Annotated in this window: 11 protein-coding genes; 4 read left to right on the top strand and 7 right to left on the bottom strand. The window is 35.5% G+C overall.

The genetic code is table 11. The features are described from left to right. Positions 1–17: 17 nt before the first annotated feature. Complete coding sequence (locus A9Y75_RS15930) at positions 18–10,445, bottom strand: putative Ig domain-containing protein (RefSeq protein ID WP_083389629.1); 10,428 nt, start codon at positions 10,443–10,445, stop codon at positions 18–20. Positions 10,446–11,106: 661 nt separating this feature from the next. Between A9Y75_RS15930 and A9Y75_RS15925 the strand changes: the two genes are divergently transcribed. The 4 genes from A9Y75_RS15925 (at position 11,107) to A9Y75_RS15910 (ending at position 14,887) form a co-directional block, all read left to right on the top strand. Beyond that, positions 11,107–11,598, top strand: a complete 492-nt coding sequence (locus A9Y75_RS15925) for a hypothetical protein (protein ID WP_071190510.1) — start codon at positions 11,107–11,109, stop codon at positions 11,596–11,598. A gap of 31 nt (positions 11,599–11,629) precedes the next feature. Further along, positions 11,630–12,010, top strand: a complete 381-nt coding sequence (locus tag A9Y75_RS15920) for a DUF423 domain-containing protein (protein ID WP_071190509.1) — start codon at positions 11,630–11,632, stop codon at positions 12,008–12,010. A 543-nt stretch (positions 12,011–12,553) separates the two neighbouring features. Next, complete coding sequence (locus tag A9Y75_RS15915) at positions 12,554–13,339, top strand: ATP-binding cassette domain-containing protein (protein ID WP_071190508.1); 786 nt, start codon at positions 12,554–12,556, stop codon at positions 13,337–13,339. 15 nt (positions 13,340–13,354) lie between these two features. Further along, on the top strand, positions 13,355–14,887 hold the full coding sequence (locus A9Y75_RS15910; RefSeq protein WP_071190507.1) for a glycine betaine ABC transporter substrate-binding protein: 1,533 nt from the start codon (positions 13,355–13,357) through the stop codon (positions 14,885–14,887). Between the two features lie 29 nt (positions 14,888–14,916). Here the strand turns inward: A9Y75_RS15910 and A9Y75_RS15905 are convergent, their stop codons facing one another. The 6 genes from A9Y75_RS15905 to A9Y75_RS15880 all read right to left on the bottom strand — a co-directional run bounded on the left by A9Y75_RS15905 (position 14,917) and on the right by A9Y75_RS15880 (position 22,482). Further along, positions 14,917–15,411: a DUF427 domain-containing protein gene (locus A9Y75_RS15905; protein ID WP_071190506.1), complete on the bottom strand. Its 495-nt coding sequence runs from the start codon at positions 15,409–15,411 to the stop codon at positions 14,917–14,919. 229 nt (positions 15,412–15,640) lie between these two features. Beyond that, positions 15,641–17,224: a mechanosensitive ion channel family protein gene (locus A9Y75_RS15900; protein ID WP_071190505.1), complete on the bottom strand. Its 1,584-nt coding sequence runs from the start codon at positions 17,222–17,224 to the stop codon at positions 15,641–15,643. A gap of 72 nt (positions 17,225–17,296) precedes the next feature. Next, the gene (locus A9Y75_RS15895; protein WP_236721428.1) at positions 17,297–18,454 is read right to left on the bottom strand and encodes a mechanosensitive ion channel domain-containing protein; all 1,158 of its coding nucleotides are present in this window, start codon (positions 18,452–18,454) and stop codon (positions 17,297–17,299) included. A gap of 69 nt (positions 18,455–18,523) precedes the next feature. Beyond that, positions 18,524–19,501 carry an L-histidine N(alpha)-methyltransferase gene (egtD, locus tag A9Y75_RS15890; RefSeq protein ID WP_071190504.1) on the bottom strand — a complete coding sequence of 326 codons (978 nt, stop codon included), beginning with the start codon at positions 19,499–19,501 and terminating at the stop codon, positions 18,524–18,526. Positions 19,502–19,584: 83 nt separating this feature from the next. After that, positions 19,585–20,943, bottom strand: coding sequence for a 5-histidylcysteine sulfoxide synthase (ovoA, locus tag A9Y75_RS15885; RefSeq protein WP_071190503.1), 1,359 nt, complete (start codon positions 20,941–20,943; stop codon positions 19,585–19,587). 354 nt (positions 20,944–21,297) lie between these two features. Next, positions 21,298–22,482 (bottom strand): FtsW/RodA/SpoVE family cell cycle protein, encoded by a 1,185-nt coding sequence (locus A9Y75_RS15880; RefSeq protein WP_071190502.1) that lies wholly within the window; start codon positions 22,480–22,482, stop codon positions 21,298–21,300. Between the last annotated feature and the right edge of the window lie 548 nt (positions 22,483–23,030).

Here is a 23,030-nt window from a genome sequence, read left to right as displayed (position 1 = left end):
CTATAGGCTATTTATTATTACGGCTTGAGTGATTCAAAATACAATAGTGCGGCCTTGTATCCATCTTCATATCCTCCTCCGCGAAGTTCAATAGTTTTTGTCGTATTGAAAGAACCTTCGACAGCAATTATAGAATCATCTCCAATAAATAAACCACCAACAGTAATTTTGATATCAATTTTAATTTCATATCCTGCCCCACCAATAAATCCGGAAATAAGACCTGATTTTTTTATTTGTCCAAAAGTTTTTTCGAGAATGTCCTGAATATTTTCAGCTTGTTCTTGTGTTTTATCACTTGCTTTCTGCCATTGAGCAACAACATCTTCACCAGAATTAGCTATTTCAAGAATGTTTCCTAAAAATAAAAGATTAGCACCAGAGAATCCATGCAAGAAACCAATCAATGAACCGATAAATGAGCCTGTTTTACCTATAACAATTTCAGATATTATCTTAGCATATTCTATTACAGCAACCTTACCGCTAGGATCAATGAAGTTAACAGGATTATCATTACCATATACATAGTCTTGTAAACTTACAGGTAGATAAAGAAAACCCTCAAAAGGATCAGTCGAAACAAACCGCCCCGTAGCAGAATCATAATACCTTGCTCGTAAATAATAACCATCTACCGCATCATCAAACTTCTCACCTGCGAACAGATAATTATTATCTACATCTCCCACTTTACGGGTTAAATTACCATAAGCATCATAATCATATTCAACCACAACAGCCCCATTAATATCTGTTAATTGACGAGTGCTACCTAAACCATCTACTTGATAATAAATACGATTATCGCCATTATCTTGAGAAATCAAATCCCAACCGTGAGTATAGGTAGTTTTAACATCACCATTAACTTGATATTCCTCAATTACTTGGGCATATTGCTGTTGATTATTGTCAATTAAAAAGCGAGTTTCTTCACCATCAACATTAATAGCAACTCGAATCCCATTATGGTCATATTCAAACTCAATCCGTCCCGTTTCCCCATTTTCCGTGACTTCTACAGCCGTTAATTCCCCTTTAGCATTCCATTCATAAACTGTCTGATTTTGTCCATTTTCAATCTTAGCTGTGAGATTACCTTCATTATCATATTGATAGCTTGTAACCTTACCGCCAAGGATTTCTTGTAATAATCGGTCATTATCATCATAAGTGTAGGTAGTTGTTCCCTCAACAGAATCTATTTTTTGTAAACGATTACCTACGAAATCAAATTTATATTCAATTGTCTTATTACCAGCAACAGCATCAGTTATTTTTTCTTGGGTGAGACGGTAGAGTTTATCATAATTATATTCAACAATCCGCCCGTCATTTTCCTCCACCTTGAGACGATTACCCATACCATCTAAAGTGTAGGTATAACTAGAAATAATGCCCATTTGCTTACGGTTTTCTAAGTAAAGTAAGCGATTTAAAAAGTCATATTGTTGATTTTCAATCACACCATTAGGAAATACTGTCTTAATCAAATTACCCACAGCATCATAATCATAGTCAGTCACACCATTATCAGCATCTTTGACAGTATCAATCCGATTGAGGGCATCATAACTATAAGTGGTTGTCCCTGAAGGAACATTTAAAGTGAGAATATTTCCCGCTTTATCGTAGGTATATTGAATCTTCCTTCCATCAGGTTCAGTCCGAGAAATTAACCTATCACGTTCATCATAACTATAAGTTGTCACTCCACGATTATCGGTGACAGTGGCTAATTTTCCTGTAGCGGTATAGGTAAAGGTTTCTGTCGGTGTACCATCAGAGAAAGATTTTTCAATCAACCAATTACGCTCATTGTATTTATAAGTAGTGACAACACCATTAAAATCTGTCACCTCAATTAAATTACCAATCTTATCGTGAATGGTTTTATTTTCTTGTCCTTCCGGTAAAGTTGTAGCTTGCAAACGGCGTAAACTATCATATTCAAACTTGGTGATATGTCCATTCGCGTCTTTTTGTTCAATTAAATTACCCACCCCATCATATTTATATTCCGTGCGTTGATTTAACGCATCAATTACCGCCGTCAGTCTTCCTAGTGCATCATATTTATATTGAGCGGTATTTCCTGATAAATCAGTTTCAGAAATAACTCGCCCTAAACCATCATATTCTGTCTGACTGCGGAGATTATCCTGTAAATTGTCAGGGGTATTATCAGGATAAATAACTTCACTGTCTCGCCCTAAACCATCATAAACATAAACAGTTTTCCGCCCTAAAGCATCAGTCATAGAAACTCGTCTACCTTCTACATCATAAGTATAGGTAGTGACTTCATTGAGGGCATTAGTTACCTTTATTAGTCGCTCTGCATCATCATATTCAAATTTAGTCCGATTACCTAATTCATCAATTTCTGCAATCACTAACCCGGCTTTATCGTATTCCTTCTTAGTTCGGGGATTATCACTTAAATTATTTGGTGTGCTATCAGGATGGATAACTTCAATTTCTCGTCCTAATGCGTCATAAACATAGTAGGTTTTCCGTCCTAATTCATCGGTAAATACCGTTAATCTATCTAAAGCATCATATTCATTTTTAGTACGAGGATTATCAGTTAAATTATTAGGTGTGCTATCAGGAAGGATAGTTTCAATTAATAAACCACGCTCATTATAACGGTATTCAGTACGTCTTCCTAATGCGTCAATTTCCGCGATTTTCTCACCTGCGGCGTTGTATTCAGTTTTAGTAATACCCCTTGCACAACCACAACTACTACCTTCAGGATCTGCTTTTTCAATTAACCGCCCTTGTTCATCATAGATGTAATTGGTAATTGCTCCTAAAGCATCAGTTACACTGGTAACTCTACCATTATTATCATAGGTAAAAGTAGTTTTTGCACCTGTCGGATCTACTAATTCTGTGAGATTGCCAAAATTATCATAACTAAAAGTGCTAGTTTTACCATTAGCGTCAATGACTGTTGTTAATAACCCATTTGCACCATAATTATAGGTAGTGATATTACCTTCTGCATCTTCTCGTTTAGTGAGATTGCCACTAATATCATAAGTGTAAGTAGTTTTATTACCTAAAGCATCGGTTTCTGTTAATAAATCATTATTAGCGTTGTAGGTATAAATTTTAGTATTACCTTCCCCATCAGTTTCTGTGAGTTTATTACCCCGATTATCATAAGTGTAACTGGTGGTATTACCTTCTGGATCTGTTTCACTCGAAAGGTTATTATTCGCGTCATAGGTTCTTAAAGTAATACCTCCCAATTGGTCAACTTCTTGAATCACATTACCTTGATTATCAAAAATCCGAGTGATGGTATTACCGAAAGGATCTTTGATGGTTTGACTAGAAGCAGCAGCATCAAAGTTAATTTCTAATTCATTGCCATTAGCATCAATAATCTTGCTAATTTGTCCATTTTCATCGTATTCGGTACGACTGGCTTTTCTGCCTAAAGGATCAATAATTTCTGTTAAAAAGTGTTGACGATTAGGATCATTATAAACTAACTCTGTCTTGTTGTTAGTTCTGTCGCTTACCGCTACTAAATTACCTTTACTATCATAGCTGTATTTAACTGATTTACCATCAGGATCAATTATTTCTGTAATTCGTCCTTGAGTATCTCGTTTAAATTCAATTTCTGCACCAGTTGAGCTAACAATTCCCTCATCAGAGAAAGTCAAAGTATTACCATTGCGGTCTTTAACATCAATTAAACCAAAGTTTTGGTCATAATTGTAAACAGTTCCATCTTTAGTAGTTAATTTATATTGGGAAGGATTATAAGTGAACCCAAATAAATATAAACCTACACTACCATCACTACGAATGCTTAACGAAGTGTTTTCCACTTCTAACTTATCAAACACACCAGCATCAGGAGTAAAATTAGGGGCGTATACTGCACCCAATAAACCAGGCAGAGAAACAACAGGATTGAAAGTAAAACCAATCCTTCTACCATCAGGAGTATTTAGAGTAACACGAGTACCAACAGTAAAGCTATTACCACCAAAGAAATTATCTTTGCTCAAATCTCGTCCATCAGGAGATGCCTCGACAATATTGGCATCTTGTAAACCTAAATCCCAACCATAACCAAAGTCGCCTTGATTTGAACTTTCTAAACTGTTATAACGGCGAGTTATTTCAATGGGAATACCAGTCAAAGGAATGGATAAATCTGTATATTCTAAGGAAAAATCACCGGGTTTATTTTGTCCTGAAACATTCAGAATTACCCCTTGTACATTACCATTTCCACTAAAGTCAAAGGCAGTAATTCTTAACAAATAACTACCATTAGCTAAAAGACGTGGATCTAAATTAGCTACGGTTTGATTGGTAATATTGCTATTTCCTTCACTGAGTAAAACATAATCAGGGTCATTTTCACCGAGATTATCCAGGTTAATAGATTCTACAGGAGCAAATTCCACTCGATAAAATTCTAAATTGTTATCGGTGACAGTAGCGATAATATCTGTAGGTTCTTGGATAATGCTTTGGGTGGCTTCTAAATTAGTTGTATTAATCTCAATGATAGGCGATGAAGTATCACTAGGATCAATTACTCGCACTTCAATAGTAGCAGTACCAATATTACCAGCTTCATCTATGGCAGTGCCTAAAAATTGATATAATCCTGCATTTTTCCCCACAAAAGTAGCATTATTTATTTGTCCGTTGGGAACATTGGGATTTAGGGTTAATGGTGTACCATCTACAGTTAAATTCAGAGTTTCTACACCAACATTATCTGTTGCTTGAACTTGTAAATTAACAGTTTCTCCAATGTTAATTACATTACTGCTAAAGCCTATATTTACCACAGGCTTAACTATATCGTCATTGGTGACAGTTAAATTATAATTCTGAGTAACTATCCCTCCTCGACCATCATCTACTTTAATAGTGATAGGATAAATGCCCTCATCTTCAGTTTTTGGTTGCCATCTTAATCTACCAAATTGATCAATTGTTAGTCCTGTTGGTGCTTGTGTTAAGGTGTAGGTAAGTGAGTCACCATCAACATCACCAGCAATAATATCATATTCATAGATAAAACCTGTTTGAGCTAATTCTACAGGGGTAGAACTAATGACAGGATTTTGATTAGGGAAGACTTTGATATAATAATTTTGATATGCTGTACCACCCTCTGCATCGGTAGCACTAACAGTTATTTGAGAATCTCCATTAACATTAGCTTGAGTTTGCCAAGAAATTAATCCTGTATTCCCATCAATTGTCATCCCATCGGGTTTATTAGTTAAACCGTAGGTAATAGTTGTATTTTCTGGATCTGTGGCATTAACATCATATTGATATAAATTTCCTGAACCAATTAATACTTGTGGTGTCGAGGTAATAGTTGGTAAAAGGTTAGGCAGATTTTCTAATGTTTGTAATTGATAAGATTGAATATTAGAACCTCCAAAGTTATCGGTAACTTGTATCTCTACAGTTGGTGTTCCCAACTGAGTAGGTGTATATTCAATCAAACCAGTATTAGCATTAATAGTCATGCCTTGGATGGCATTGATTAAACTATAGGTGAGGGTATCATTATCGGGATCTGTAGCTCTGACTTCGTAGCTGTAGGTATTGTTTAAAAGAGCGACAGTGTTAGGAGAGGAAATAATTTGTGGTGGGGTATTAATTCCTCTGGTGTTGAGAATAAATTCTTGATTTGTTAAACCACCTTTACCATCAGAAACTCGTAAAACAACTCGATTATTTCCTGTTTGATTTTGTTTTGGTTGCCAAATTAAAATACCTGTTTTACTATCAACAGCCATACCTTCTGGTTTAGTCAGTAAACTGTAGGTTAAAACATCATTATTGACATCGGTAGCGGTAGCTTGATATTTTAATAATTCGCCTATTTGGGCTGTTGTGGGTGCTGTGCTAGTGAATACAGGAGCTTGGTTAGGAATAGGTTGATCAATTTTCTTGTTGCCAAAGTTGATATTATTAACGGTTTCTCCTGCTTCTAGTTGAACTGTGGCAAAACCATCTCCTAGAGAATCTGTTGCTTGTCCAATAGGATATGTTTGCTCATAATCTGTGAGTACAATTTCTCTGACAATATAAGTACCTGCTTCTAAACCAGTAAATTTATATTGTCCAGTTTCATCAATATTTGGGGTATTAGAATCATCACTAGCGGTTATTTGAGTGGGTTCGTTAATATCAAGAGAACCGTTATTATTTAAGTCAAGATAAACAGTTATTCCAGCCAATCCAGGTTCAACAAAATTCTCCTCACCTTCTAAACTACCGAAAACACCCAATAATTCATCAGTGGACGTAAATTTAATAGCATCAGGATCTATCGTCTGAATCTCGATTAATGAAGCATCTTCACCTACACCAAAAGCAGATAAATTAAATCCTTTCGCTTTCAAAGTTTCTACTTCATCTGTAATTGAACCACCCCGATTAGATTCACCATCAGTTAAAAATACTAAATTACCATTTCCTGTTTCTGTACCTATAGCAGTAAAAGTTTCTTCTACCTTTTGCAAAGCAGCTTCTATATTTGTTCCAGTAAAGTTACCTACTCCAAAAGCTCCCGAAGTAATAGAACGTAGAATCTCCTCAACATCAACAATATCATTATTATTAATATCGGCTGTGGGAGTAGTTGTTAATTGAACACCACTCGTTACTAAATCCATATCAGCATTAGCCGCACTTCCGCTAAAGACAATAATCGCTACATTTGCTCTTGTTCCTAAACCTTGAGTGATTAACTGTTGATTAAGAGAAATAAATCCAGCAATTTCAGCATCTAATCGAGTGTCTAATAAACCATCATTGTTTAAATCTCCTATTGAAGAACCGACAAAAGCAAAATCTGCACTACCTGAAACATCTAAAACAAAAACTATATCAGGATTATCTCCTTGCACTAATGCTGTATCTCGGAAACCGTTCCCATTCACATCTTCCCATTTAAAACCTGTAATAGTTCCCAATGGGTTATTATTCAATGCAATCACAAATTCTTGTGTATCAACTCCCCCACGATTATCAATAACTTGGACAGTTACATCATAATTACCTATTGTTTGAGTCGCTGTATTCCAAATTATCTCACCCGTTGACTGATTAATAGTCATTCCTAGTGGTGCAGTAACAAAAGAATAGGTTAAATTATCTTCATCAGGATCAATTGCATTGACATCATAAACATAATTTTGACTGGTACTAGCTTTGACTATAGCTTCAGAAATAATCACAGGATCATAATTGTTATTATCAGGCGATTGTATTGAGAGTTGATAATTTTGAATGGCCACACCCCCTTTATTATCTGTTGCGACTACTTCAAAGTTTTCTGTTCTAGCTATTTGTACAGGTTCAACTACTAAACTGGGAATAATATTACTTCCACTTGCAGCAAATAAATATTCGGCCGCTTGAGTTTGATTATTTGGATTAATAGAAAGTAAAGACATTCCAATTGAAAAATACTTACCATTTGCTTGATTTATAGCATCAATAGCAGCATCATTTAATTCCAACTCAATAATCTCAGAGTTATTAATAATACCTCCAGTTTCGATATCAAAAGTACCATAACTTGTACCTGTACCAATATCTTCATAGATAGATGGATTAATATAACTAGAAGCTGTATGGATAACATTAGCGTCTGTAGATACATCAAACAATCCTAAAGTTTCAATGGTATCTCCACTACTTCGTTGTTTGGGAAGTAGGAGTTTGGCTGAAGAAATAGGATAATTTAAAGAATTGATATCAAAGGTGAGAACACTTCGTGATAAAGCACCAGCGGGACGATTAGTAAATATATTAAAACCTTCGCCAATGGCAAAAATATCTCTACCAGTTCCATAATTTCCGCCAAAATTGTCATCAGTAAATGCTCGATGATTTAAAAAATTAGGTGATATCGGATTTTGAGAAGTGTCAAATGTTAAATTACCAACAGGTATAGGGGTTGGAGTATAAGTTATCAGACCTGTATTTGCATCAATTGATGCTCCTAAAGGTGCTTGATTTAAGCTGTAGGTAATTGAGTCACTATCAGCATCAGTAGCTAAAGCTTGGTAACGATATTCAGTATTAATATTGCCATAAACAACAGGAGTAGAAACAAATACAGGAGGACGATTACCAGATGTTTCAACAACATTTAAACTATAGTCTTGTCTATCCTGTCCACCTTTGCCATCTGCCACTAATAAAGAAATATTATGATTACCAACAGCGACGTTTTGCCAATTAATCACACCTGTATTATTATCTATGGTTAAACCTTCAGGTGCGATTAATAAAGAATAGAATAAAGTATCATTATCCTCATCAACAGCATTTGCATCATAAGTATAATTTTCACCTAAAATTATCTCTAATTCAGGATTAGAAACGAACTCAGGAGCAGCATTAATACTACTTACAGAAACAATGTTATTGGTAGTAATATTAAAAATGTTGATTTGACTATCACTACCACCTTTACCATCGCTGACAGTATAAACAAAACTACCTGAATTACCACTAGCATCTGCTACAGGAGTAAATATAAGATTAGTTAATTCTGTAATGGTTAAACTGTCGTTAATATTAACTTGACTACCATTCTGTTTTGTGATTTTTCCTTTACTATTATCTGGTAATTGATTTACCATAATAGTTAAAGTATCACCATCAAAATCTATAGGTAGGTTAATATTTAACGTAATAGGTTGACTATTTTCTTCTACAGAAATAGTTTTATCAGCATCAACTACAGGAGGGTTATTAGTTTGCGGGTTAATATCTGTTGGATCACCAAAATTAAAGTTAAAAACTAGATCATTATAATCTTTATCTCCTAGTCCTAAAACATCTTCCCAACCCATTTGGTTATTAGAATAATGAATGAGATGATTTAATTTATCTGGGTTAGCTTCCGCATAGGAAAAGTAAGCTACGACTCCACCATTAGGATTATTATTAGCATTGGTTTGTAAAAATCTCTCACTGGTATTGTTAGAAATCAAATACCATCCAATATCTTGCCCACCTGTTAAAGTATATTCTTTAACTCCGCTATAGTTACCTTCTCCAAATATTACTTGATAATTATCTTGTTTGAATACTTCTCTGGCATAATTAACATCAGTTGGAGAAATACCGTTAATCTTACCATTGATATCATCAACATAATAAAAACCTATTTCATTTTTATAAGCTGCTTCATTAGATAAAAATTCAACGCTTAATGACACTGTTTGAGTATTATTTCCTCCAGCATTAAAGCCTTTCTCAAAAACATTGAAAACTACATCATTAAAATCTTTATCTCCACCTCCTGTTAAATCTTCCCAATTAAAACGATAAACTCCTTTACCGAGATTTGTGCTAATAACATGATCAAATTTATCTGTATTTGCGGCTGTAATGGATGAGAAAACAGTGATAGAATTGGGATTGTTTAAATACTCTGATGTACTGGCATTTTGAATTAAATAAAAACCAACATAATCTCCAGCTTTTAAATCTACTTGTTTCCAGTTACCGACACTATTTCCTTTAGCAAAAATAACTTCGCTTTTCTCTGAAGTTAATACTTTTTGGAAATAACCTACATCTTGGGGTGAAACTCCATCTATTTTACCTTCGGGATTATCAAATACTATGATTCCTATTTCATTATTATATTTTGCTTCTCGTTGTGTCCATTGAAAAACCAAAGTCGTATCTTCATTGATAACTAAAGTTTCTCCTATATTGTTAATTATTTCAAGTTCAGATTTTTCGATGTTGATGAATTGATTATTATAGTAAATAATTCCATGATCATCTTCGGCTTTTAAGCTGTTTAATTCTTCTGGAGTAAGAGATTGATTAAATACTAAATTGGCAAAAATCCTACCTTCATCTCCTGTACTATCTGTTTCATTGATTTGAGCATCAATAAAATGTCCAAATTCTTCTGTTAATACTTCAGCAATTACTTCTGTTGAATTATTTTTAACAAAATCATCTGCTAAAAAGATAGTATTCAGAGAGTCTGCATAAGCACCATTAGTGTTACCTAAGATTTCCGAATTGATAACACTAATTTGTACATCTTTAAACCCTTCATGAATTTGAGTCTGTAATAACGAAGCTGCTAAATCTATTTGAGAATTTACTCCATAGGCAATACTTAACAAATCATTAGAATCAGGATTATTGATCAAGTTACTAAACTTTTCTCTGATTAAATAATCCGCAGATATAATTTTTTGTTCAAAAGAATAATCGGTTAGGGGAGGAATTAATTCATTTCCTAAACTTAATATAGCCGAAGTATTTTGAATATTAGTAACAGGGTTTAAAACTTCGTTGGAAAGCCCGTAAGCCGTGCCATTGTAGGTAGTAAAAATACTTGTTGATAAATCAGAAAGGTCTTGATTGTTGAGTGAAGAATCAAACATAAAAAAGACTATCCTTGTTCAAAAAATACTGTGTACGTGTGATAGCTGAGATTTGAACTTTTACAAGATGACGAAAACCTATATGTGTAGGTGTTAGTTTAGTGATGCTCAACTCATACTTAGAGAATTTAACTATTAAGCTATAGGACTAATATTTGATTATTTGATTTTTGAAAGATACGTAGGGTGCGTAAAGACTTTGCGGGCTAGGCTACGCTTAGAGCGATAGCCTAACGCACGCTACAAATACTTAGATTTTTTCAAAGTTAAAATACTATTGCTATGTGTTGAGTATAGTTATTATCACGGGCAGCATCTGACTTTTGCAATGAGCATAAATACTCAAAAAAAGAATGCGCGACAAGGCTACCTTATTTTTATTGGTTTTTATCGCTAAATCAAGAGTTTTGAAATTATAGTGTGTAATAAAATTACATCAATTTTTATTGGTGCAAGATGTGAGATAACCAAGTACTCAAACAAAATTAATTACACAATTAATTACACACATTTTTTTAGTGGTTAATAACTGCTCCCATAGCCATAAATGTTTCACAGGATACAATATCAGGGACTCTTGACGGATTTGTGGAAATATGACTGGAAGCAGGACACAAGTGGGGTTAAAATCGCAAGCAAAGTCTAACTCTGAAGCAAAACTATGAAGACGGCTGAAAAATTGGCTGCTGGTTGGTTGCTTACACTCGGATTCATGTTTCTCACGATATCAGTCTCAGCAGTAAGTACAAAAAATACCACACTCAAGCCCATCTTACCAGGGATAGAGAATGAAGCATTGGCAAAAGATATTATCAATAAAGATGCTGTCTATCAACTTGATAATACGGCTATGCAAGGTATCATCTTTGGTGTTCCTACAGCCATATTAGGGGTATGGTTAGCGTTGGGATTGTACAAGCAAAACCGACAAGAGAAAAAAGCGATTAATCAACAAACGAATGAATATTTGCGATCGCAATTTTATCAGATGTTACAACAAAATCAGGGAAAAATAACTCTGTTAAGCTTTGCAATGCAATCACAATTACCAGCAACTGAAGCCAGAAAATATTTAGATGAAAAAGCTAAAGAGTTCAATGCGAATTTTCAAGTAACCGAAGAAGGAGCCGTATCATATCATTTTGATGTTTAGTCTCACTCCACTAATTTACGGCTAAATTCTGATGACGCAGATTTTTTTGACTGTAGCTGCCATTTTCGGCGGTTTTTCTGTTGCAGGTGGGGCTTTTGGCGCTCATGCTTTACGAGAAAAAATCAGTGAGCGAGCTTTGGAAATTTTCGACACTGGCGCTCGCTACCAAATGTACCACGCTCTAGCACTTTTGTTAGTCGCCCTCCTCATGAGTCGTCTCGAATCACCCCCAGCTACCCTTGTAGTCAGTGGTTGGTTATTTATTGTTGGTGTGGTCATATTCTCAGGTAGCTTGTATGCTATCAGCTTAACTGGTATCAAATCCTTGGGAGCTATAGCCCCATTAGGAGGAATAGCATTAATGACTGGTTGGGGTGCTTTAGCTATTACTGCTGCAAATCTGAAATTTTGACACAGAACTAATTACATCATTTCCGGCTAAATACTTATGATTAGGGAACGGCGCTGAGAGTTTTTTTGATAAGCAATTAGCCGGACTTGATTTAATAGACATCTGGCGAAAAACAATGTAGAGACGATAATCCCTACTCCTGGAACGTCTCTACAAAGATTTTAATTTTCTAGGACTTACTCATTGCCAAAGTTTATCAAATATGAATTTTGGATTTTATCTCCTCTATGGTGTGGTTCGGCAAGCTCACCAACCACGTCAGACCCGATAATTTGCCCACAATTAACATAGGGCTTGCCATCTGACACACCCTACTAAGTAGTAAGACTGGATAAAAGAAAAGTTAGTAGTCAGGGCTTTAGCCCTATCAAACCTAGCAAGAGAGAGATTTATCGCTCACTACGACAAAAATTTTATCTTATATTTAATTCTATCTACCTACTGAATATGCCGTAAATAACTAATTTCAGTTGATACAGATCATGTTTAATTTGTATAGTGCGTAAGTTCTGTTTTCATTCACTTTCTTTTTTATAAACTCTCATGTCCCCAGCACCAGAAATAGCCGTTGAGTTTCAGGATGTCAGTTTCCAGATTAATCGCCGTTCTCTATTATCTCACTTAAATCTTACCATTTACCAAGGAGAAGCCATTGCCTTATTGGGACGCAGTGGTAGCGGAAAAACCACCACTTTAAAATTAATAAATCGCCTACTGATTCCCACCCAAGGAAAAGTTTTTGTTAGTGATACCTACGATGAGCAAAGCTATCGCCCTACAATTAAATGGGATGCCATTAAACTGCGGCGACGTATTGGTTACGTCATCCAAGAAACTGGCTTGTTTCCCCATTTTACCATCGGGGAAAATGTCGGACTTGTACCCTCTTTAGAAAAATGGACTCAACAGAGAATTGAGGAACGAGTCCATGAAATGTTAAACTTAGTTGGTCTAGACCCGGAAAAATTTGCTCAACGCTATCCCCATCAATTATCTGGTGGTCAACGTCAGCGAGTTGGGGTGGCTAGGGCTTTAGCAGCCGACCCACCGATATTATTAATGGATGAGCCTTTTGGCGCACTCGACCCGATAACTCGTCTAGAATTACAACAACAATTTCACCACTTGCAAAAGCAACTAGGAAAAACCGTAATTTTTGTCACCCACGACATTCAAGAAGCTTTTTTTCTCGCAACTCGAATTGGATTAATGTGTGAAGGAAATTTAGTTTTCATAGGAACTAGAGCAGAATTCCTCCAATCTCAACATCCAGAGGCACAAGCTTTTATTGGTTGTTTAAATGTTGGAAATAATTGGGAAATAAATTAATAAAAGGAGCTACCTTTGTTTTTAATTGAATATGCTCCAGAAATTATCCTCCGCTCTGGAGAACATTTAATATTAGTGGCTGTGGCGATGACAATTGCTATCTCTATTGGCATTCCTATAGGCATTTTTATTACTCGTCAACCAAAACTAGCTCCATCTATTATCGGTTTAGCTAACGCTATTCAAACCATTCCTAGTTTAGCCATTTTTGGCTTCCTGATTTCTGTGCCATTTTTAGGAGGAATTGGCAAAATACCTGCCATTGTTGCCTTGACTCTCTACGCTTTGCTCCCTATTATTCGCAATACTTATATTGGCATTAATAGCGTTGATATCACCATTCGAGAATCAGGAAAAGGCATGGGAATGACAGATTTGCAACTATTATTTCAGGTAGAAATTCCCCTGGCTGTAGGTGTAATTTTAGCTGGAGTTAGAGTAGCAACAGTTATTTCTGTAGGTATTGCTACCATTGCAGCGGCCATTGGTGGTGGTGGATTAGGAGTATTTATTTTTCGCGGGATTTCTACAGTTAACAATCAACTAATTCTTGCAGGTGCAATACCCGCTGCTGTCATTGCATTAGGCGCAGATTTAGCCTTGGGATGGTTAGAAAAAGAACTGACACAGCAACAAAAGAAAAAGTGGAAATTTAATCGTAATCGTGCTGTATTTTTGGGCATATTAACATTAATAATGATGGGATTAATTGCCTTTGCCCATCAACAAACACCACCAACTATTGTGATTGGCTCCAAGAATTTTACTGAACAAGTTATTTTAGGAGAATTACTAGCACAACAAATTGAATCCCATAGTAAATTAAAGGTTGACAGAAGCTTCAATTTGGGTGGAACCTTTATCTGTCATGAAGCTGTGAAAGTCGGTAAAATTGCTGGCTATGTTGAATATACGGGAACTTCATTTACTGCTGTCTTGAAACAAAAACCTATCACTAATCCTCAAGTTGTTTATCAAAAAGTCAAGCAAGACTACAAGGATAAATTTCAATTAGAAGTTATGCCACCTTTGGGATTTAACAATACATTTGCGATGATTATTCGAGGTGAAGATGCAAAACGTTTGCAGATTAAAACTCTTTCTGAAGCAGCTAAATATACTCCCCAATTAAAAGCAGGATTTGGATATGAATTTCTGGCACGGGAAGATGGCTATCCAGGTTTAGCCAAGACTTACGGACTAAAGTTTGCCCAACCTCCTCAAGAAATGGATTTAGGATTGATGTATCAAGCTTTAGCAGAAAAGAAAGTAGATTTAATAGCAGGAAATTCTACAGATGGATTAATTCCTGTGTTGAATTTAGTTATTTTGGAAGATGATAAAAAATATTTTCCTCCTTATGAAGCTGTTCCTATTTTCAATCAAGCAACTTTGAAAAAATATCCAGAGTTACGAGAAGCTATCAACCAATTGGCTGGATTAATTTCCGATGAAGAAATGCAAAAAATGAATTATCAAGTAGATAATCAATCTCAACCAGTTGAAGCGGTCGTTCGTGGGTTTCTTAAAACTAAATCTCAACTCTAAAATTAGACATCACATTTCGCAAGTTTCATTTACCACCATTTTGTCCCTAGTTCACCTTTAAATGGCCCAACAATATCAGAAGTAATCCATCCCCCATAAAAATCACCTGCTTGAGCTTTAACTAACTCATCATTTACATAGCAAGCATCCATCAAACTGGCATAAAAACTAAAGTATTCTTGAATTGATTCAAAATTAGGACTAGGCTGAATATATCGCCAAGCTGCATTATTTACATATTTATCACCCACAGAAACATCATAATATTGACACCAACCTTTCCATTCACACCAAGTTTTTCTAGGTGTTGCTATCAAATGTTCAATTTGAATATCTTCCGCCGGAATATAATAACCAGGAGGATGACTAGTTTCTAAAACTCTTTTTCCGCGATTTGTTTCTGCTAAAACAATACCATTAAAAATGATTTTTAGATGTTTATTACTAGCTTCTAAAATCGCTGGACGGGGATAATCCCAAACTGATTCTTGACCGGGTTGTGGGGGGATAGGATTTGGTTTCATGGTTATTTAATTAATTATTATGACCATTAAATTATATCATTTATTAACTGACACTTCAGCCTGGGAATTATCAAAAATACTATTGATTTTAGACTCAATCAAACAAAATTTAGCAGTAAGTCATTTTGTTGGTGAATTTGAGAGACATCCTAAAAACACAACTTAACTAATTGCCTAATTTGCCCAAATTTGTGAAGAATGAGGATTTAATCACTAAGAGTATATCAAATTAATCTTCCTTACTTTCATTGCCAGCCGGAAGTAGAATACCTTCCATCAATAAAATATCCATAAACATCTTCCGCAAAATTCGCTGGATCTGAATATGTTTTCCTGGCTTTACCTTTGTCAAAGTTCGCAGCAACAAATTAGATGCACCCATACTTTCTACACCATCTACTAGGGTGGATTCAAGGACATCAGGATCATTTGTTTTTAACTGCTGTCCTATTTCTTCAATCACTTGATATATATGAGTTAAATTAGAATTGTAAGGTACATAAACTTCCACTACTGCAAATATATACTGTTTGGAGTAATTGGTAATTGAGCCAATATCCCCATTACGAATAATATGTAATTGACCATTGGGATGTCTGATGCGGGTGGTTCTCAGTTCAATGGCCTCAACAGTACCTTCTACTGTTTTCTCTTCAGCTTTACCAGCTTCAATATAGTCACCTACCAAATAGTAATTTTCAAAGAGAATAAAGAAGCCACAAACTATATCATTTATTAGTGTTTGTGCGCCTAACCCTACAGCGATACCAACAATCCCAGCACCAGCTAGAATAGGAGTAGGATTAATATCAAGAATATAGAGAATAGAAACTGCAACGCTAAAGTAAACTAAATATTGCAACAAACTACGAAACAAAGGAATCAGAGTTAAGCGTCTGCTTTTTTGAATATCAGTTAAATTATGGTCTTTTAACAACACCTCTTCCAGCAGTAAGTAAATCACCTCAAACATCACACGACTCATGAAGATGATAGCGATGATTTTAATAATTTTTAAACCTAAAGTAGCCAGTTTGGCTATTAACTGCACCTGCTGAATTACCAATGTGACGGTGCAGACGTAAATCACAAATTCCAAACACCGCTTTAAAAAGGGAATTAGATGTTGAAGACGATCATAAAATCTCAACAGGTTATCAGGACTTGAGTATCTGACATTGAGAGCGTCTAGGGTATCAACAATTGCGGACACTGCTTTGAGTATGAGTAATCCCACACCAATGATCAGATAGATTCGTAGCGCGATATATAAATAGTTGGAAACTACTGTTGGTAATTTGAGAAATTGGGTACAACTAATCAGAACCCATAACCAAATTCCACCTCTGATTCTTTGATTGAGTGCGGTAAAAAAAGCATCAATACTTTTGTCATCGGCTGTGTTTTGGTCTAAGTTCTTGGCGCTATTACTAGCTACATTCAACCAATATTTGATTGATTTTAGAGTTATAACCGCTGCAATTACAACACCAATACTTTGAGTGATACCAATTCCTAATGTCACCCAAAATCCTGATGGAATCCGGCGAATTAGGGCTATTGTATATTGTTGCAGGTCTTCACCCCGATAGATCAGATAACCATTAGCACCGACAATCAAAATGCACAATACTATGCAACCAAGTAATAACAAACCAGTAATATTGCGGCGCAGGATTTTAATTTTTATATTGTCACCCTTCAATATTGATAATCTAACCAATAGCTTGAATAACTTACCTACAAGCCATCTTAACATTAGAAAAACAATTATTAAAATGCCGACTTCGGCTAAAATAATTAATAGGTTCATAGTTCGGTAATTTTAGCATTTTTATGATACCCAAATCCTCAAATAATTTGGGTATATCTATTATGAACTTTTTTAATTGTTGCTGTTTTGCATCGGTTTATATTTTTCTGGTTCTGTTCTCAACTCTACATACAGAGAATCAATACCCTCTTGTTCTAAAAGTTCCAAAATGGCTAAATTTAAGTTCTTCTCAGCATCAAAGTAGAGATTGTCATCATTAACAAATGCCATTACTTCAATAACTCTGGCATTCTTTTCAATGTTTTTGAAACGAATTGTACACTTAGGAGAAAAACCAGGAATAGATTTTGGCATTTGTTGAATAGCATCACAAATTCTCCCGGTTTTCTTTGCGGAAATACCATCAATTTTGAGAATTAAATTTAATCCCCACTTTAATTCTTCCCCTGGATTTTGTGACCAATTATCTACAATTCCCGAAATCATGCGAGAATTGGGCATTTTCATTATTGAACCCCACTTAGCTAGATGCAGTGTTGTTGTTCTAAATCCAATACTTTTTATTTCCACAAAACCATCTAATCCTGATATTCCTACCCAGTCACCTTCACGATAAAGATTATCAGAGTAGATAATCACTGTACAAAACCAATCATAAACAATGTCTTTGAACAGTAAACCTAACGTGATACCAGCACCACCAAGTAAACCCACAAGTGCTGCTGCTGATTGTCCTAAAAATATCTCGCTGATTTTAATTGTTAAGACAATAATTGCTACCGATTGAAAAATTTTCGGCATCAAAGGTCTGAGTAATTCGTCAAGTTCAGTTTCTGTTTGCAGGACAACGTTAGCAATTAATTGACCTAAAATTGAAGAACTACGATAAACTACATAAGCAACTATGAAGAGAACTATGAAGTTTAAAAATCTACTAATTGTCTCACTCAGTTGAGAACCTAAATTATCGGCAATAATTTCCTTACTCAGCCAGAATCCACCAATAAGAATTAACCAATTTAAGGCTGGCTTAATAATGGCAATTAATTCATCATCTAGGGTAGTTTCTGTTTTGCTGGTGAACTTTTCAATGGTTTTAATTATAACTGCCAGAAAAAATCTTCTTAATGTCTGTGTCAACGTCAGAATGACGAGAACAGCAGCGATTTTAGCAATGGGAATGTTGGAATAATTGATATTTTTAAGCGTGTTCCAGATAACTTCCATATTTACTCTGATAGATATTTGAGTTTGTTGATTTGATAGCATGGTAAAATTATCAGCATTCAGAAATTTACAAATATTTTTAATTTTGGTTTCTGAATACTGATACAAAGCTTATTTAACTTGACACAAAATCAATCCAAACCATCCTTTTTCATCTGTCCAAGTTTTCACAGTTTTCAATCCTTTACTTTGCAATTGTTTTTCCATCGTTGTTAAATCAAACTTGCGAGAAATTTCTGTGAGAATACTTTCTCCCTCTTGAACTAAAATCTTTAAATCCAAAGCTTCCAATTTTACCCAATGGCTTTTTTGACAATGTAGATACATTTCAATTTGATTATCAACCTGATTATAAATCGCTTGATGTCTAAACAAACTGATGTCAAAATCACCTTGAAAACGCCAATTTAAATGAGAAAGCATATTTAAATTAAACGCAGCCGTTACTTCTTGACTATCGTTATAAGCCGCTTCTAAAATATTTGGTGGTTTTTGTAAATCAATACCAAGTAAAAAGTAATCTCTTGGTTTTAAAGTTACAGCTATTTTGCTCAAAAAACTATCACATTCCTGCGGGGTAAAATTCCCTAGAGAACTTCCTAAGAAAAACAGCAACCGTGATTGTAAAGAATTTGATTCTAGGTGAGATAAAGCTTGTTCATAAGTTCCTAATAATCCATGAATGGAAAAATCAGGATATTTTTGTTGAAGTTCTAGTACACTGGTTTTCAGGATTCCCCCACTGACATCAATTGGTAAATATCTACAAGAATCAGCAATTTTTTGATAAGCATCTAATAAAAGAAGAGTTTTAGTAGAACTACCACTACCTAATTCTACTAATTCACAACAGCTTGTGATTTCAGCAATTTCATCAGCATATTGACTCAAAATACCTGCTTCTGTGCGGGTTGGATAATACTCAGGTAACTCACAAATTTTTTCAAATAATTGAGAACCATGATCATCATAAAAATACTTAGGAGGTAAAGTTTTTGGAGTTTGAGTTAATCCTTGAATGACATCTTCACCGTTATTGTTTAAATCTTGATAATGATCATCTAGAACTGTTAAAGTTTCGGTTAACATTTTTTAATTCCTTCTATTTTTTGATCTGAAAAAATCCTGACTCTTTAATTCTCTCTGGGACTCTGCGTGAAAAAAACCATAAATTACACAAGACTCAAATCTTGAACAATTCTAAAACCGACGTGTTGATAGAAGTAAGGACGAAACCAGTTACGATAGGATGGTAATGCCATTGAACCATTAGTCGCCCAAGAACCACCAAGCATCATCAAATGCTTGCCATCAAAAAATGGTGCGGATTGGTCTTCATAAAGCTGATGGGTTTGAAATCCTGGTAAAGCTTTGAATGTCTCTCCTAACCATTCCCAAACATTTCCTCGTAAGTCATGTAGACCATTTTTAGTATTCGCTGGTTTGAACATTTCCACGGGATTGGGAGAAATGAATTGTAAGTTTATATTAGAGTTAGTTGATAAGCAACTATCTTCAGATATCAGTAAAGCTTGGTTCCATTCGGCTTCACTCATTAGACGTGTTCCTGTGCCTTTCCAGCGACAATAAGCTATTGCTTCATAGTGGTTAACTTCCACAGGCCAATTTAGGGGTAAATCCATTTCATCAAAAGTGGCTCGATAGCGATAGCCCTTTTGGGAGGAGATCCAGAATTTGGGATGTTGTATGTTGTAGAGTTGTTTCCAATTCCAAGATTCACTAGTCCAGTATTCTGAATTATTGTAGCCACCTGCTTGTACAAACTCTAAAAATTCTTTATTTGTGATTAAATATTGACTAGCTAAAAATGGTTTGACTTCAACTTGCAGATGACCATATTCGCTATCCCAACCGTAGGTTAAATCATCTTCAAATTTTCCCAATTTCACCACACCACCAGGAATTTCTCGCATTTGATTATGAAGAATTTCACTACTACTAGGTGCATAATTCCATCCTTGAGGGCGTTTTAGCTTCTCAACTGGTAATTGACGCAGCAGCATAGAAGAGGTTTCAAAATGAATGCGACTGTGTTCTATTCCCATTAGCAAAGCCCAAAAAGGATGCTGTTGATGTATGGGGAGATGAAGGGGAGTTTTGTTAATAATGGCTGTAATTTCTTCTCTGGCTTTGTCCCGATATTGCCAAACTTTTTCTAGATCAGGCCAGATAACTTCTTGCATAACTGCATCTAGTTCTGCTGGTGTTTCTGGATCAACTCCTAATTCAAATAAAGTTTCATATTTCGGATTAATGGATTTTTTTATTAAACCAACATGAATTAATTTATTGATATAAAAAACAGCCGAGTGACCAAGATAAAAAATTAGACGATTTCTTAAAGGATCAGGATTGATATAAAAGGTTTCTTCTCCAATCAAACTTTTCATGAGTGTTTCTTCCATTTCCCATGAACTCTCAAAGTAATTGAGTAAGGTTTGTGAATTGCAATCATCAAGTCTGGGGACTTGGGTGAATGTCAGTTTATTAATTGTGGGAATTGTGGGCATGATCTGAATTTGGTTTTTGTATTCGCAGCAACAGCGATTTTTTTGCTTATATGCATTTAATTATCGCATTTTGGTCTAATTTGGTAATTTTTAATCATTATTTAATAATTTTGTGATTTTCAATACAAAAAATAAAAAATAATTGTGTGATCAAAATCACTAGAAAATTAAGATAAATCTCTTGATTTATCTCTCATATTGTGTATCTTAGAATGCTGATCATGAGGGAACCGCGCGGGGATGGGTCGAGTTTTTTTATAAGTAATAGTAATACCTAATTAGCCCACGAAGGTGGGCTTTGTCTGTATAGCCCCAGAATTCTATTCTGAGGGAAGAATTGGATTTTGTATTCGATTAGATCCTTCTTGTACGTCTATGTTCAGGTTGGTTATGTCGCAAAGGGACTATTTCTGCTTCACTACTCTCCCTAGCTACCCGAATCAATAATCCCGTAGATACCAAACTAGCAATCATGGAATTACCACCATAACTAAACATAGGTAAGGGTAAACCTGTAGTTGGCAGAGAACCCGTAGCAACTCCAATATGCAGCAATGATTGTCCTACCATCACAACTGTTACGCCAATTGCTACCAATCGATGTACAGAATTTTTGGCTTTTAGGGCGACGATTAATCCTAGTGTGGCGAATACTGCCAAAAGTCCTAACAGTAAAATACTGCCAACAAAGCCAAATTCTTCAGCAAAGACGGCAAAAATAAAATCGGTGTCTTGAATTGGTAAATAAAATAGCTTTTGTTGAGAAAGCCCAAATCCTGCGCCCCAAGTGTTACCTGAACCTACCGCTAGTAAACTTTGCACTAATTGGTATCCATCTCCTGTAGCATCAGCCCAAGGGTTGAGAAAAGACATCACCCGCTTGCGTTGATATTCTTTGATGCTAATACTGAGTAATGCTAATAACACCCCACCGATAGCTGTTCCTCCTAAGTATTTGTATGGTATTCCCGCTGCTAGGGCAATTAACCAAATTGTCATACCGCAGAGTGCTGTTGTACTTAAATTAGGTTGAGCCAGAATTCCTAATAATACAAGACAAAACACACCCAACCAAGACAGACGAACCCCCCAACTTAATCTTTCCCATTGACCAAATATTCGCGCACTTTGTAATACTAAAAAGGGTTTAATCAATTCTGATGGTTGAATGGGAATTGGCCCTATGGTTATCCATCTAGCAGCATCAAAAGCTTTCTTTCCTAATCCGGGGATGAGAGTGACGAAAATTAACAATAAAAACAGCAACAAGAACCAATGAGATAGCCCTAAAATTTTCCGCAGTGGGAGATTGGCAATGATGTTGAAGATGATTAAGGAAGCTAAGACCCAAAGAACTTGACGCTTAAAATAGTACAATCCATCACCTTGACGTTGATCAGCTACAGGATAGGAGGCTGAAAAAAGCATAATTAAGCCGACGAACAGCCAAATCAATGTTAACCAGCGCAACAATCGCGCTTCTAAAGCCCAGGTGGAGACGGAGTTATCAAAAATTGGGATTAATTGGCGTAGATTCACGAGGTATTAATATGGGTGGGAATATAAGCTATTTTAGGTTCCACTCGGTATTATATCTGGCTAATTTCTGATCAAAAAACTCGACCCGTCACCGCGCGGTTCCCTAATGATAAGTATTTAACCGAACACGATATAAGATAACGATCACAGCTTCATCATCATTCATTATCCAACAATCTTTGTCCTCAAATGACGGTTAAAGCCTGGGTAATATTCAGTAAATCGAAAATTTTTCTGTGAAGTATAGAGTGGGGAGTAGAAAATATATTTAGGCGCTTTTGGGGAATTATTAAAGGTTAATTAAGCAAAAAGAGGCTTTTTCTCATCAAAATTTCACTTTTCTCTGTTTAAATATAGCCGTGGATAGGGTGGTTAGGACATCAATTGATAATGAAACTCTCACTACAAGAGGCTTTTACTCCTGACTCCTGTACGGGCGTATTGCAACTCCTGTACGGGCGTATTGCAATACGCCCCTTCTGACTCCTGCTATAACTCTTAAATCCATTTACCAATTCTTTTGTTTCCCCACACCCAACACCCCACAC

This window comes from Trichormus sp. NMC-1 (assembly GCF_001858025.1).
Taxonomy (GTDB): Bacteria; Cyanobacteriota; Cyanobacteriia; order Cyanobacteriales; family Nostocaceae; genus Anabaena.
This window is presented reverse-complemented; position numbering and strand designations above follow the sequence as displayed.